The organism is Lysinibacillus sp. NPDC097231, from assembly GCF_044761885.1.
Lineage (GTDB): Bacteria > Bacillota > Bacilli > Bacillales_A > Planococcaceae > Lysinibacillus.
In genome coordinates this window covers 84,815-99,484 of sequence record NZ_JBIWDH010000005.1, presented here as the reverse complement: position 1 = coordinate 99,484, position 14,670 = coordinate 84,815, and the positions used below count along the sequence as shown (strand labels likewise).

General features: G+C 37.8%; 12 protein-coding genes. All 12 read left to right on the top strand.

Translation table 11 applies throughout. From position 1 onward, the window contains the following. Nucleotides 1–21: 21 nt before the first annotated feature. Entirely contained in the window at nt 22–750 is a 729-nt protein-coding gene (locus tag ACIQXF_RS05515; protein ID WP_402779992.1) for a hypothetical protein, read from the top strand. A gap of 171 nt (nt 751–921) precedes the next feature. Next, nucleotides 922–1,992 carry a glycosyltransferase gene (locus ACIQXF_RS05510; protein WP_402779990.1) on the top strand — a complete coding sequence of 357 codons (1,071 nt, stop codon included), beginning with the start codon at nt 922–924 and terminating at the stop codon, nt 1,990–1,992. 378 nt (nt 1,993–2,370) lie between these two features. Then, a complete protein-coding gene (locus ACIQXF_RS05505) occupies nt 2,371–4,563 on the top strand; it encodes a DNA topoisomerase III (protein ID WP_402779988.1) in 2,193 nt (730 codons plus the stop codon). A gap of 519 nt (nt 4,564–5,082) precedes the next feature. Then, the gene (locus ACIQXF_RS05500; RefSeq protein ID WP_402780061.1) at nt 5,083–5,949 is read left to right on the top strand and encodes a MurR/RpiR family transcriptional regulator; all 867 of its coding nucleotides are present in this window, start codon (nt 5,083–5,085) and stop codon (nt 5,947–5,949) included. A gap of 5 nt (nt 5,950–5,954) precedes the next feature. Continuing rightward, the gene (locus ACIQXF_RS05495) at nt 5,955–7,070 is read left to right on the top strand and encodes a M20 peptidase aminoacylase family protein (protein ID WP_402779986.1); all 1,116 of its coding nucleotides are present in this window, start codon (nt 5,955–5,957) and stop codon (nt 7,068–7,070) included. Between the two features lie 102 nt (nt 7,071–7,172). Further along, on the top strand, nt 7,173–7,985 hold the full coding sequence (locus ACIQXF_RS05490) for a GNAT family N-acetyltransferase (RefSeq protein WP_402779984.1): 813 nt from the start codon (nt 7,173–7,175) through the stop codon (nt 7,983–7,985). Between the two features lies 1 nt (nt 7,986). Next, entirely contained in the window at nt 7,987–9,093 is a 1,107-nt protein-coding gene (gene menC / locus ACIQXF_RS05485) for an o-succinylbenzoate synthase (RefSeq protein WP_402779982.1), read from the top strand. A 195-nt stretch (nt 9,094–9,288) separates the two neighbouring features. After that, nucleotides 9,289–10,341 carry a YkvI family membrane protein gene (locus ACIQXF_RS05480; RefSeq protein WP_402779980.1) on the top strand — a complete coding sequence of 351 codons (1,053 nt, stop codon included), beginning with the start codon at nt 9,289–9,291 and terminating at the stop codon, nt 10,339–10,341. Between the two features lie 369 nt (nt 10,342–10,710). Beyond that, complete coding sequence (locus tag ACIQXF_RS05475) at nt 10,711–11,328, top strand: TetR/AcrR family transcriptional regulator (RefSeq protein WP_402779978.1); 618 nt, start codon at nt 10,711–10,713, stop codon at nt 11,326–11,328. A 120-nt stretch (nt 11,329–11,448) separates the two neighbouring features. Beyond that, nucleotides 11,449–12,591, top strand: coding sequence for an acyl-CoA dehydrogenase family protein (locus ACIQXF_RS05470; protein WP_402779976.1), 1,143 nt, complete (start codon nt 11,449–11,451; stop codon nt 12,589–12,591). A 26-nt stretch (nt 12,592–12,617) separates the two neighbouring features. Further along, nucleotides 12,618–12,749 carry a hypothetical protein gene (locus ACIQXF_RS05465; RefSeq protein WP_402779974.1) on the top strand — a complete coding sequence of 44 codons (132 nt, stop codon included), beginning with the start codon at nt 12,618–12,620 and terminating at the stop codon, nt 12,747–12,749. A gap of 280 nt (nt 12,750–13,029) precedes the next feature. After that, nucleotides 13,030–14,664 (top strand): AMP-binding protein, encoded by a 1,635-nt coding sequence (locus ACIQXF_RS05460; protein ID WP_402779972.1) that lies wholly within the window; start codon nt 13,030–13,032, stop codon nt 14,662–14,664. Nucleotides 14,665–14,670 lie beyond the last annotated feature (6 nt).

Here is a 14,670-nt window from a genome sequence, read left to right as displayed (position 1 = left end):
TCAAAACTACAGCAGCGATTAATGAGAGAACTGCAACAAAATCGAAATGTTAAAATCGTTAAAACCGATGAATGGTGTATACCAATCCGAACGGTAGAAGTAACCTATGAGCCAGTCCGCCGTTCCACTATGGATGTCTTGATGACAATGCTGTTAATCAGCATACAGGAAGCGGATATTGCAAGTGCCCAGGATTTAAGTGAGTTATTGCTAGTTGATCCGTTATTTATTGTGGACCTAGTATCGTTAATGTCTCGAGTAAGTCTTATTGAGCAAAAGGACGGCTTCTATAGATTAACATCTAAAGGGCAGCAGCAACTGGAACATGGCATCTTCGAAGAGGAGCTAGATGTAGAAATGGCCAACCTTTACTATAGCCCATGCCATCTTGCATTTCTTGCTGTCGACGAGGACAATATGGAAGAATATGATGATCTACCAGAGCTATATCGCTTTGTGGATGAAAAGGCAGAGAAGCAGGAGCATTTCGAAGAAGCAATGTTAATAAAAGCATTACAGCAAGAGGATCACGAAGAAGCTGGAGCCTCGCAAAAAATAATTGCAAAAATTGTTCAAACAGATGCTAAACAAATTAATGATATTCCATGCCTTGAATTTGTCTTGCATGATAAAGAGCAAGATATTTTGTTTGTTCGTGTATGGAATGCGCTGTTAAATCAATGGGATTCGCACCTAGAACAACAGCTCACAGAAAAAGAACAACTACAATGGCGTGAACAATACTTATAAAACAAAAAACGGACGTATACAGCGTTCGTTTTTTTGTTTTTGCTTTTTGAGCTGTTTGTCGATAAAACGGAAAAGTTAGGCGATAAATTCAAAAAATAGGGCGATAAAATGGTAAAAAGCCTCGATAATTTTTTACGCTTGCATATATTACTACAAAAAAGGAGGGGACAGATGTTTACGATTAGTTTATGTATGATTGTCAAAAATGAAGAATGTATTATTGAAAGATGCCTAGATTCTGTTCAACATTTAGTGGATGAAATCAATATTATTGATACAGGCTCAACTGATCGTACAAAAGATATCGTCCAAAACTATACTTCTAGGATTTTCGACTTTACTTGGTGTGATGATTTTGCAAAAGCTCGTAACTTTTCTTTTCAGCAGGCAACGAAAGATTTTATTTTATGGCTCGACGCAGATGATGTAATCACAACAGAACATCAGCAAAAGTTCCTACAGCTTAAGCAATCTCTTTATCACCCAAACGTCGATGCTGTTTCAATGGATTATTATGTGGCGCTGGATGCTGATGGCTGTGTAGAATCAAGTGAAAAAAGATTTCGTCTCGTAAAACGTGCATGTAATTTCCAGTGGTTGGGGGCTGTCCATGAGTATTTAGATGTATCTGGCCAGCTCTATCATAGTGATATAGCGGTTACGCATTTGCCATTAAAAAAAGATGCCCATCGCAATATTCTTATTTATGAGCGTTTAAAGAAAGAAGGGCATCTATTTTCGGCAAGAGATACATTCCATTATGCAAATGAGCTGAAAGAGCATCAGCGATGTTTAGAAGCTATTAATCAATATCATCTTTTCATAGATACTGCTAAAGGATCTGTTGATGATAATATACAGGCTTGTTTAAATTTAGCGGATTGCTATCAACAGCTACAAGATTCAAAACAAGCTACTCAAGCTATTTTACAATCATTATTGTATGATCGACCAAGACCAGAAACGTGCTGTCGGATTGGTCAATTTTTTATGGAGCAACTGAAAAATAAAGAGGCTATTTATTGGTATTCACAAGCATTACAGCATCCTACAGAAACATTCGGTATTCATAAGAGATCTTATTCCACATGGCTTCCACATTTTCAATTGAGTTTGTTATATAACCGTTTGCGTCTCTATGAAAATGCTCAACAACATAATGAGGAGGCACGTAGATTTAAGCCAAATGATCAGCGCATACTGGACAATCGAAAATATCTGCTAAGTCAGTTAAAGAACTAAAAACCATACTTCCATCATGGAAAGGGAACATCAATAAAATTTATATATATACCGTATCCAATTAACATCGATACAAAAACAACAATTGTCATAAAAATCACGTTCCGAGGTCTGAAAGTTCGAGCATCCATTCATTCATCCCCTTTCGATTTTGTGAACATTCTGTTAACTCAACATATGTTTTGAGAGTTAGAGTATGCAATTGATCGTAAATATTTTTTTGAAGCACGGAAAAAGAGCAAATTCACAATAAGCGTGAATTTGCTTTATACATTGATTGGTAATGACTATTATGTAGAAGTAGATGGCTCTAAGCAATTTCTGCCTTTAACTTATGGTATATTAGACATTACATAGTTAGTAAAGGAGTACGAATATATGGTTAAAAGTGTAGTTATTGCTGAAAAACCTTCAGTTGCACGTGATATAGCAAATGTATTGAAATGTAATAAAAAAGGAAATGGATTTTTAGAAGGTGACAAATATATAGTTACTTGGGCATTAGGGCATTTAGTGACATTAGCAGATCCAGAAGCCTACGATAATAAATATAAAACGTGGAATTTAGAAGACCTTCCAATGTTGCCGGAACGAATGAAATTAGTTGTTATGAAGCAAACAGGGAAGCAATTTAATGCAGTTAAATCACAATTAACACGTTCAGATGTAAATGAAATCATTGTGGCTACTGATGCAGGACGTGAAGGTGAGTTGGTTGCACGTTGGATTATTGAAAAAGCCAATGTTAAGAAACCAATTAAGCGTTTATGGATTTCATCTGTCACAGATAAAGCGATCAAAGAAGGATTTGCTAATTTAAAACCGGGTAAAAACTACGATAATTTATATGCTGCAGCTGTCGCTCGTTCCGAAGCAGATTGGTATATTGGCTTAAATGCGACGCGGGCTCTAACAACAAGATTTAATGCACAGCTAAACTGTGGTCGTGTGCAAACTCCGACTGTTGCGATTATTGCTGCACGAGAAGATGAAATTAAAAATTTTAAACCACAGACGTACTACGGTATTGAAGCACAAACAGATTCGTTAAAGCTAACATGGCAAGACGTAAACGGTAATTCACGTAGCTTTAATAAAGACAAAACTGACGTTATTGTCAAAGCATTGGGCAACCAAGATGCAAAAATTGTTTCAATTGATCGCAAGCCTAAAAAATCATTTGCCCCAGGTCTTTATGATTTAACAGAATTACAACGTGATGCCAATAAATTATTTGGCTATTCTGCAAAAGAAACATTAAATATTATGCAAAAGCTATATGAATCTCATAAAGTGCTGACATACCCTCGTACAGATTCACGTTATTTATCTTCTGATATTGTTGGCACATTACCTGAGCGTCTAAAAGCTTGTGGCATTGGTGAATATCGCACATTAACAAATAAAATCTTAACAAAGCCGATTAAAGCAAATAAATCATTTGTAGATGACAGTAAAGTATCCGATCACCATGCCATCATTCCAACTGAAGGCTATGTGAACTTATCTGCATTCAATGATAAAGAACGTAAAATTTATGATTTAGTAGTAAAACGATTTTTAGCTGTATTATTCCCAGCACATGAATTTGAGCAATTAACAGTACAGGCTCAAATAGGTAATGAGAAATTTATTGCAAAAGGGAAAACTGTAACCAATGCTGGCTGGAAAGAAGTATATCAAAATCGTTTTGATGATGAGGAATCAACGGATGATGTACAAGAGCAACTACTTCCTCGTTTAGAACAAGGGCAAGTGTTAAAAACAAAGCTAATTACCCAAACATCTGGACAAACAAAGCCACCAGCACGTTTTACAGAGGCGACTTTGCTATCAGCTATGGAAAATCCTACGAAGTATATGGAAACGAACGACAAGAAGCTAGTAGATACTTTGAAATCAACAGGTGGACTTGGGACAGTTGCGACACGAGCAGATATTATTGAAAAGTTATTTAATTCATTCTTAATCGAAAAACGTGGTGGCAAAGAAATTTACATTACATCTAAAGGTCGTCAATTGCTTGACCTAGTGCCTGAAGAATTACGTTCCCCTGCGACAACAGCCGAGTGGGAGCAAAAGCTTGAGCTAATTTCAAAAGGTAAGCTGAAAAAAGATGTGTTCATCAATGAAATGAAAAAGCACACGAAAGAAATAGTTGCTGAAATTAAAGCAAGTGATAAAAAATATAAGCATGACAATATCTCAACAAAGTCCTGTCCTGATTGTGGCAAGCCAATGCTTGAAGTCAACGGTAAAAAAGGCAAAATGCTTGTCTGCCAAGATCGTGAATGTGGCCATCGTAAAAATGTATCACGTGTGACAAATGCACGCTGCCCGGAATGTAAGAAAAAGCTAGAATTACGTGGTGAAGGTGAAGGCCAAATCTTCGTATGTAAATGTGGTTATCGTGAAAAGTTATCTGCATTTGAAGCCCGTCGTAAAAAAGAAGGCGGTGGTAAAGTAGATAAGCGTAGTGTACAGAAATACTTGAAGCAGCAAGAAAAAGAAGCTGAACCTCTTAATAATGCATTTGCGGATTTATTAAAAGGGATGAAGTTTGATGAATAGATGTAAACGCAGGAATGTTAATTATTATTAACGCTCCTGCGTTTTTTTTGTAGCAAGGGAAAAATGGAGGCAGGAAATTTACTTCACATTAATGGGCAAAGTGAAACGTAGGTATAAGAAGCCTTAAAATTGAGCGAAAGTAAAAAATTTAGGTGGGAGAATAACTGCCCGTAAAAGCCTGATTGAGGCCAACACGATGTTGGTCACACAAGCGTTTCCGTAGGATGAGGAGTACTTAGCTTGTGTTCCACTACAATAATCAATGGGGATGAAGATAAACCACTTTATAAATCAACGCGCTACTCTAGTTTGTAAAAGTAAAGCATATTAATTAGCGGTTATTAACTTTTTGTGAAATGGTATATATAAGAGGTGCATATAAGCGTTTTCTACAAGTTTAATTTATAAACAGAAATTTCAGAAAAAATATTGAATTGCGAAAAATATTGTGGTAGGCTAAGTTACATGAAAATGAAGTTTAAACTTCAAAAAATAAAATAAAAAGGATGCACTTCTTTGATGGAAAATCAAACAATTCAACAAGTCATTCAAGATAAATATCAGGAGCTTTCAAAAAGTCAACAAAAGGTGGCAATCTTCATACTCAAAAATTTGCAAACGGTTGGTGTTCATTCCGCTTCATATGTGGGGGAAAAAGCCGGCGTTAGTGAAACGACAGTCATACGCTTTTGCTACGCAATAGGATTATCGGGTTATGCGCAATTGCAGCGAGAGATTACAGTGCATCTATTCAATGAAGGGAATACTAGTAGCCTGCAAAATTATTTGCAATCGAAGCAGGCACTTTTTGAAAATCCACGCTTTTATGAGAAAACAATGGAAAAGGATGCATCAAGCATTTTAAACGTAGCAAAAAACATTAACGAGGAAGATTTTAATCGTGCTTCGATACTGCTACATACGAAGAAGAAAATCTATATTGCTGGTAATGGTTCTTCGCATTTAGCTGCACAATGGCTGCATTTTACATTAAATCTATTACGACCAAATGTAACACTTTTGAATTTTGAAACGAGTGAGGTTATTAGATCGATACAGGAAATTGATGAGGAAAGTGTTGTTATTGTTTTATCGTTCCATCGTTATTTTAAAGAACCAATTCAATTTGCAGCGGAAATTCAAGAAAAAAATTGCGAGATAATTGGTATTACAGATTCTCGCATTGCGCCTATCACGCAGTATGCAACCATCACTTTTGTAAATGAACAACAAGAAATGTCTACGATTGATGCTATGCCAGCACTTATTTCATTTTTAAATACGCTAATTGCGGGTATGACGGCACATAATCACAACTATTATGAGAATCGGCGCGTAAAATATGATGATTTCCAAAATAGCTTTTTAGCAAATCGATGGAGTTGAATATCATGAATCAAGTTTTACAAAGCCTACAGCCCAAATTGGCAGAAATTTTTACACATCTACATGAGCATCCAGAAATTAGCTGGCAAGAAGAGAAAACAACACAGTACATTTCGAATCTATTAAAGGAGGCGCAAATGGAGCCTCAGCTATTCGATGATATGACTGGACTTTATGTAGATATTGGAAAAGGGACACCAAAAGTAGGCTTCCGTACAGATATAGATGCGTTGTGGCAGGAGGTAGAGGGTGAATTTAAAGCTAACCATTCTTGCGGTCACGATGGTCATATGACGATGGCTATTGGGACAGCACTATTGTTAAAGGATATGGAGCATTTACTTCCTGGTGCAGTACGTATTCTTTTTCAGCCTGCTGAAGAAAAGGCGCAGGGCGCTCGTGCATTTGTAGAAAAAGGACTTATTGATAATCTAGAATTCTTATTTGGTGTCCATGTTCGTCCGTTAAAAGAGTTACAGGACGGTAACTATGCCCCAGCATTGTATCATGGTGCAGCGAAGCTTTTTACTGGGACAATTATTGGAGAAGAGGCACATGGTGCTCGACCCGAACTGGGAATAAACGTTATAGAGGTAGGGGCAGCCATTGTCGAAGGTCTACAAAAAATTTGGACGGACCCGAATGTCTCTGCATCAGTGAAAATGACGCAATTTCATGCAGGAGGTACCTCCACAAATATTATTCCTGGAAAAGCAACATTTAGTATTGATGCACGTGCACAAACGAATGAAGTTATGCAAGCTATCACAGAAGGTCTTGAGCGCGTAAAAGCATCAGTAGAGGCGATGTATGGAGCAAAGATTTCATTAAATGTCGATGCTCATATAGTAGCTGCATTAGTGAATGATGAGGCATTAAAGCATATGAACTCGGCTATTATTGATGTGGTAGGTGAAAAAGCTTGTGCTTCACCAGTCGTCACTCCTGGTGGAGAGGATTTTCATTTTTATACGTATGAGCGTCCTAACCTTAAAGCAACGATGCTTGGTTTAGGTTGTGGTGTAACACCAGGTTTACACCATCCAAAAATGACATTTAATCGAGAGCGGCTTATTACAGGTGTAAGCATCATTACGAGGGCTATTTTAAGAGCATTATAAAATGAATTTTACGGGCAGTTATCTATGACTTCTAGCAAGCATGCCATTGAAGGAATTTACTGCCCGTTATAACGAGAAAAAGAATGGAAAGAAGTGATAACTGTGTTTGACATAAGGGAAATAAAGACAATCAAACAGCTTGAGCAAGTTCAACAATTGGAATATGACGTATGGGGCATGCCACCTATTCCAATTCATCAAACGTTAACAGCTGTGAAAAATGGTGGTATTGTTGTTGGTGCTTATGATGGTGATAGATTAGTAGGGTTTAGCTATGGTTTTTCGGGTTTTAGAGAGGGGAGAAGCTATTTATGCTCCCATATGTTAGGGATAGATAAAAATTACCGCTCCCAAGGAATAGGAGAAAAATTAAAACATGCCCAGCAAGCCATTGCTGTTGAAAGAGGCTATAATTTAATGGTATGGACCTTTGATCCGCTTGAAACACGTAATGGTTATTTAAATCTTTCTAAATTAAATGGTATTTGTTATACGTATATAGAAAATTGTTATGGTGAAATGCAGGATGGTTTAAATAAGGGACTACCCTCAGATCGTTTTGAGGTGAGCTGGTATTTAACCTCTGATTACGTGGTTAAGAATGTATCAATAGAGTCAGCGGTTGCTGTACCAGTGGCAAGTTGTGTACTAAATGAGCAGGGCCTTCCATGTTTACAAATAACTGAAAATTTAAAATATGATGACAACTCTTATGTATTACCTGTGCCAAAGGATTTTCAAGCATTAAAAGTGCAAGATCCAGCATTAGCATTGGACTGGCGTTTCAAAACAAGGCATATTTTACAACGATTATTTGCGCAAGGTTATGCAGCAGTTCAACTACAGCAGCAAGAAAATTACAACGAGTATGTGCTCGTAAAATTATCAACATTAAAGCTAGAAGGAGCAAATTAATATGAAAATTACTGAAATTACAATTCGACAACTAAAAATGAAATTAAAGGCACCGTTTTCCACTAGTTTTGGCACGTTCGATAATAAAGATTTTTTAGTACTAGAGGCAAAAGATGAATCAGGAACAATTGGTTGGGGAGAATCTGTTGCGTTCCATTCTCCTTGGTACAACGAGGAAACACTGCAAACGAACTGGCATATGCTAGAGGATTTCTTAATTCCTCTTATTCTAAACAAAGAGATCCATCACCCAGATGAGGTGAATGAACTATTTCAGCCCATTCGAAAGAATAATATGGCGAAATCAACTATTGAAGGTGCTATTTGGGATATTTATGCCCAACAGACTAATCAATCACTTGCTGCTGCACTTGGCGGGAAAAAGGACAAGATTGAAGTAGGTATCAGTATTGGTATCCAAAAATTGATCGAGGATTTAGTAGCGTTAGTAGATGGTTATATTAAAGATGGCTATAAACGAATAAAAATTAAAATCAAGCCAGGTTGGGATGTAGAAGTAATGCGAACATTACGTGAAACGTTCCCTGATGTGGCGTTTATGGCGGATGCTAACTCAGCTTATCGTCTCGCAGATGCTGAAACGCTAAAGCAACTTGATGCATTTAATTTAACAATGATTGAGCAACCATTGGCGTCAGATGACATTATTGATCATGCAACATTACAAAAAATGATTGATACACCAATTTGTTTGGACGAAAGTATTCACTCTTTAGAGGATGCACGTAAAGCTGTTGAGTTAGGCAGTACAAAAATTATTAACATTAAAATCGGTCGTGTTGGTGGCTTAACAGAAGCAAAGAAAATACATGATTATTGTGAAGCAAATAACATCCCAGTTTGGTGTGGAGGCATGCTGGAGTCCGGTATTGGTCGTGCACATAATGTGGCGTTAACGACATTATCGAACTTTATTTTACCTGGTGATACAGCAGGCTCAAATCGTTATTGGGAAAAAGATATTATTGATCCAGAAGTTATAGTGAATGACGGCTTTATTGAAGTACCACAAAAGGCTGGAATTGGTTATGAAGTAAATAGAGAGACGATTGATTCATTCACAGTAGCTCAGAAAACATATAAATAATGTGGCAAAACTTATTTTAAAAATTATATCGATATATTTATGTGAGGATAGTTAGCTGCAGAACTTGGATTGTTCAACGACCACCCGTAGATAGCGACCTGCTGTAACGAGATGAGCCCTTGGGTGGAGTAAATGGGTGAGGAATTATCGGATTGGAAATTTACCTATATTAAAGAATAGATTAGTAGGTGTTCTATGAAAAAAAGTTGGCAAATAGGTGGCGCATTTGTAGGATTAATCATTGGTGCTGGTTTCGCATCAGGGCAAGAAATTATGCAATACTTTACGAGCTTTGGTCTTTACGGTATAGCAGGAGGAATTATCGCAACAATCGCATTTGCTTTTTTAGGGATGAGTCTAGCGCAATTAGGAGCAGATTCTCAAACGACATCTCATAAAGAGGTTATATATCACATTGGTGGGCGTTATGTTGGGGTTATATTAGATATAGTCATTACGTTTTTCTTATTTGGTGTTGCTGTTGTTATGTTTGCTGGATCGGGTTCAACGTTCGAGCAAATGTTCAGTATGAACTCGATGATTGGCAGTATTTTTATGGTAATAATTACAATTTTAACTTTACTATTAAACGTGAAAAATATTATTAACATAATAGCTTTAGTGACACCATATTTAATGGGGATTGTTTTTATTATTTTAATTTACTCTATTTTCACAATGGACTTAACAATTGCAGAACAGAATATGTTAGCAAAGGAGCAAACATCTGCGGCTTCGAATTGGATATTGGGAGCACTGCTCTATGTATCTTATAACATAGCTGCTGGTACAGCCATGTTAATTGTTATGGGGGGAACAGTAAAAGAGCGCAAGATTGCTGGTTTAGGCGGTCTTCTTGGCGGCATAATGCTTGGTGTATTAATAATACTTATAAATATTGCTTTGTTCGTTAAAATAGACGTAGTTAGTGGTGTAGCAATGCCAACATTAGAGCTAGCAAAACAAATTCATCCTGTAGTAGGTATCTTAATGTCCATTGCTTTATTAGGCATGATGTACAATACAGCTGTAGGGATGCTTTATGCATTTACAGTACGCTTTATAGCCCCTGAACATAAATATTTTAAACTAAGCATTGTTGTCATTGGTTTAATAGGCTTTTTGGCAAGCTTAGTAGGCTTTACAACATTGGTTGGAAAAGTATATTCAACGATGGGCTATTTAGGTTTCGCCTTAATTATTGCTGTTATTATTTCATGGCTACGAAAAATACCGAGAGTTTCATAAACGTGTCCTTTGACATTCCCTAGTGCAATGGCTTTGTGCTAGGGAATTTTTTTATGAATTTTAGTGATGAAAACAGGAGGAAAATCATACAGTAAATGTGTGTTTGCAGAATTTCGATCTTAATTCTACTTTATGTACAAAAAATTCTCGTAATTTTAAATAAAATCTACTTTGTTACTAGACACTAATTTTAGTGAGTGCTATATTAAAGGTGTCATAGTATTTTTATAATTAGAAAAAATATCATTCGTCAAGAATTAGGGTGACTTTCTGACATCCTAAGTTAAGTGGGGAAGCGAAGTTAGTATAGGTTTTTCTAATTATAAGGAGTGATAGAGTAAAGAGCTATATGAAGGATGATAGATGCCTATGGTAAAGAAAACGTTAAAACAAAGAATTGTAGACGCTTCTGTCTTGCTGTTTCAACAGGATGGCTATCACAATGTAACTGTTGATCGCATTGTTGAATACATTGGTGCATCAAAGGGTGGATTTTATCATAATTTTAAATCGAAAGATGAACTGTTATATGAAATTCACGATGTGTTTATTTCTTATGTTATTAAACAGTCACAGGAAGCATATGACAAATATGATACGCCGATAAAACGCTTATGTGCAATGCTACAAACGCTGACGCAAGTGTTTGATATGTATCAAGCACATATTACTGTTTTTTATGAGGAAAGCCGTTCACTACCAGAGGAATATAGTGAAATTATTCATAAAAAACGAGATCAATATCGGGATATTTTACAAATAGTCATAGTGGAGGGCCAGCAAACAAAGGATTTCCGTACAGAGTTACCTTGTACTATAGTAACGATGGCCATTGTCGGGATGATCAACTGGACATACAAATGGTTTAAACAATCAGGGCCATTGACGATGGAAGAAATAACAGAGGTCTTTACGGACATGGTATTACGCGCAATAGTTACGGAACAAGCAATGGAGGAAGCAGCGCAATTTATGGTAAAGGGGTAGCCAGTAACAAAAACTGGTTTTATTAATTGTTCAAAACAAACCGACTGGTCGGTATTTCTTTATGCAACTGTCGTCTAAGCAAAATCTGCTATGGCAAATTTGAAACTAGGGGGACTAGGGATGAACTTTGAATTAACGAAAGAGCAAGCAATGATTCGGGACATGGTGCGTGATTTTGCAGAAAAAGAAATTAAACCGTATGCTCGTGAGGTTGATGAGACATCGACAATGAGAATAGAAAGCTTTCAAAAAATGGCGGAACTAGGCTTATTGGGTATCCCATTTCCTGAAGAATACGGGGGTTCAGGTGGGGACACAGTGTCTTACGCTTTAGCAGTTGAAGAAATTGGCCGTGCATGTGGTGGTACAGGATTAAGCTATGCAGCAGCAGTTAGCTTAGGTGCCTCACCCATTTATAATTTCGGCACAGAGGAGCAAAAGCAAGAATGGCTTGTTCCGTTAGCAAAAGGTGAGACATTAGGATCATTCGGTTTAACAGAGCCTAATGCAGGTTCAGATGCTGGTGGCACACGCACTACAGCAGTTATTGATGGTGATGACTACATCATTAACGGTGAAAAATGCTGGATTACCAATGCAGGCCACGCTCGACAAATCATTGTAACAGCAGTGACAGGTAAACGCGAAGACGGCAAGAAAATTATTTCAGCCATTATTGTACCAACGAATACACCTGGCGTAACGATTAATTGCAATTACGATAAAATGGGTGTTCGTGGCTCAAATACGTGCGAGATTATTTTGCAAAATGTTCGTGTTCCAAGGGCTAATCTTTTAGGGGATGAAAAACGTGGGTTTAGTCAATTTCTAAATACGCTAGATGGTGGCCGTATTTCAATCGCTGCCCTATCTGTAGGAATTGCACAGGCTGCTTATGAAAAGGCATTAAAATTCGCAAAAGAACGTGAGCAATTCGGTGCACCAATATCAAAACTACAGGCTATTCAGTTTAAATTAGCTGATATGGCAATGGAAATAGAGCTTGCGCGTACGTTAGTACATAAGGCGGCATGGCTTAAGGATCAAAAGAAAGCATTTGGAAAGGAAGCAGCGATGGCAAAATTATTTGCTTCTGAAATGGGCTTCCGTACTTGTAACCAGGCAATTCAAATTCATGGCGGTTCAGGCTATATGAAAGAATATGACGTAGAGCGTCATCTGCGTGACATTAAGTTAATGGAAATCGGTGAGGGAACATCTGAAATTCAACGTCTCGTTATTTCTCGTCTAATTGGCTGTTAATCTTAATCAATTATGCCTCGGCATAATTGCGTCCGGAATCAGCTTTGTGCTTAGGCCTGCGTGAGGGCCGACACGATGTCGGTCATTTCGGTAATGCCACAGGACGTGGTGTTTTTACCGATGCAGGTCAGTTAGCCGTTATCGCATGGATGCGATGATTTTAGGCTAACATCCCCTAAGCACTCCTTTCAGATTCCGTGACATCCGCCGGAGGCATTAGGCCAACGTGATGTTGGTCACTCAGTCTTGCCACAGGACGTGGCGTTCTTAGACTGAGTTCCTCTATTTCAGCGGATGTTTGGACACCTATGAAAAGTGACTTAAATCCGCATTCTTCTCACCACCTATAGAGGTGGGAGACTTCTGTAACTGCCGTTTCACTTACGTTACAAATCACTTGCTGAAAGAAGTTAAATAGCATAAATAAGGGGGATTTTCATGGCAGAGCTTGTGTATCAAACTATTGGTCAATTGCTAGATGAACAATCTAAAAAGTATCCACAGCGTGAAGCATTGGTGTATGCAGATAGGGATTTACGTATGACCTATGAGGAGTTAAATCATCAAAGTCGCATAGTAGCGAGGGGATTAATGGCTCTTGGAATAGAGAAAGGTGAACATATTGCAGTATGGACGACGAATGTTCCTGAATGGGTACAACTGCAATTTGGCACAGGAAAGATGGGTGCCCCAATCGTCACAGTAAATACTAATTATCGTTCAAGTGAGTTGGAATATTTATTAAAGCAATCTGATGCAAAAACGATTTTTTTAATTGAAAATTATCGAGACCATTCATTTATAAATACACTGCAAGAGTTATGTCCAGAGCTTCAACATTGTGAACCTGGTAATTTGCAATCAAAGCGACTACCTTTATTGAAAAATGTTATTTTAATTGGCGAGACGAAATATCCTGGAGTGCTTAATTGGTCTGACGTGTTATCTGCTGCTGAGCAAATAACTGAGGAGCAGTTAAATGAAAGACAACAGGCGCTTCATTATGATGATGTGATTAATATTCAATATACTTCGGGGACAACTGGTTTCCCAAAGGGTGTTATGTTAACACATTATAACTTAGTAAATAATGCGATTAATATTGCAGAATGTATGCGTTTATCTTCTGAAGATCGTTTATGCATTCCTGTACCATTTTTCCACTGCTTTGGCTGTGTCATTGGGACATTAGCGATTACAACTAGTGGAGGGACGATGGTACCAGTGCAGGAATTTTCACCTGCAGAGGTGCTACGAACAGTTGAAAAGGAAAAATGCACCGCGTTACATGGCGTACCAACGATGTTTATCAGTGAACTGAATTTACCGAATTTTTCATCTTTTGACTTATCAACATTGCGTACAGGTGTGATGGCTGGTTCAAACTGTCCTATCGAAGTTATGAAGGCCGTTATTAACAAAATGGGTATGACGGACATCACTATTTGTTATGGGCAAACAGAATCCTCTCCTGTTATTACACAAACGAGAATAGAAGACCCGTTAACATTAAAGGTAGAAACGGTTGGTCGTGCATTGCCAAATCTAGAAGTTAAGATTGTCTTACCTGGTACAGATCAAGAAGCTGCGCCGAATGAGCAAGGAGAGCTATGTACGAGAGGCTATCACGTCATGAAAGGTTATTATAGAAATCCAGAAGAAACGGACCTGGCAATCGATCAGGATGGCTGGCTGCATACTGGGGATTTGGCAACAATGGATGAAGCGGGCTATGTTCGTGTAACAGGGCGTTTAAAAGATATGATTATTCGCGGCGGTGAAAACTTATATCCCCGAGAAATTGAAGAATTCCTTTACACACACCCAAAAATTGCAGACGTGCAGATTGCAGGTGTCCCAGATCCAGTTTATGGAGAGGAAGCGGCTGCTTGGATTATTTTGCGAGAAGGAGAGCAGGCAACAGAGGAAGAGATTCGTGATTATTGTCGGGATAAAATTTCTAGACATAAAATCCCACGGCATATTTTCTTTATCGACAACTATCCGATGACTGCTTCAGGAAAAGTTCAAAAGTATAAATTACGTGAGGATTTTGTCGCGACAGTGAAGTAGGGAGGG

Bases quoted from the DNA above. Each gene is read 5' to 3' on its own strand.
- ACIQXF_RS05515 (WP_402779992.1), top strand. From the start codon at position 22: ATGAGAGAACTGCAACAAAATCGAAATGTTAAAATCGTTAAAACCGAT.
- ACIQXF_RS05510 (WP_402779990.1), top strand. From the start codon at position 922: ATGTTTACGATTAGTTTATGTATGATTGTCAAAAATGAAGAATGTATT.
- ACIQXF_RS05505 (WP_402779988.1), top strand. From the start codon at position 2,371: ATGGTTAAAAGTGTAGTTATTGCTGAAAAACCTTCAGTTGCACGTGAT.
- ACIQXF_RS05500 (WP_402780061.1), top strand. From the start codon at position 5,083: ATGGAAAATCAAACAATTCAACAAGTCATTCAAGATAAATATCAGGAG.
- ACIQXF_RS05495 (WP_402779986.1), top strand. From the start codon at position 5,955: ATGAATCAAGTTTTACAAAGCCTACAGCCCAAATTGGCAGAAATTTTT.
- menC (WP_402779982.1), top strand. From the start codon at position 7,987: ATGAAAATTACTGAAATTACAATTCGACAACTAAAAATGAAATTAAAG.
- ACIQXF_RS05480 (WP_402779980.1), top strand. From the start codon at position 9,289: ATGAAAAAAAGTTGGCAAATAGGTGGCGCATTTGTAGGATTAATCATT.
- ACIQXF_RS05475 (WP_402779978.1), top strand. From the start codon at position 10,711: ATGGTAAAGAAAACGTTAAAACAAAGAATTGTAGACGCTTCTGTCTTG.
- ACIQXF_RS05470 (WP_402779976.1), top strand. From the start codon at position 11,449: ATGAACTTTGAATTAACGAAAGAGCAAGCAATGATTCGGGACATGGTG.
- ACIQXF_RS05460 (WP_402779972.1), top strand. From the start codon at position 13,030: ATGGCAGAGCTTGTGTATCAAACTATTGGTCAATTGCTAGATGAACAA.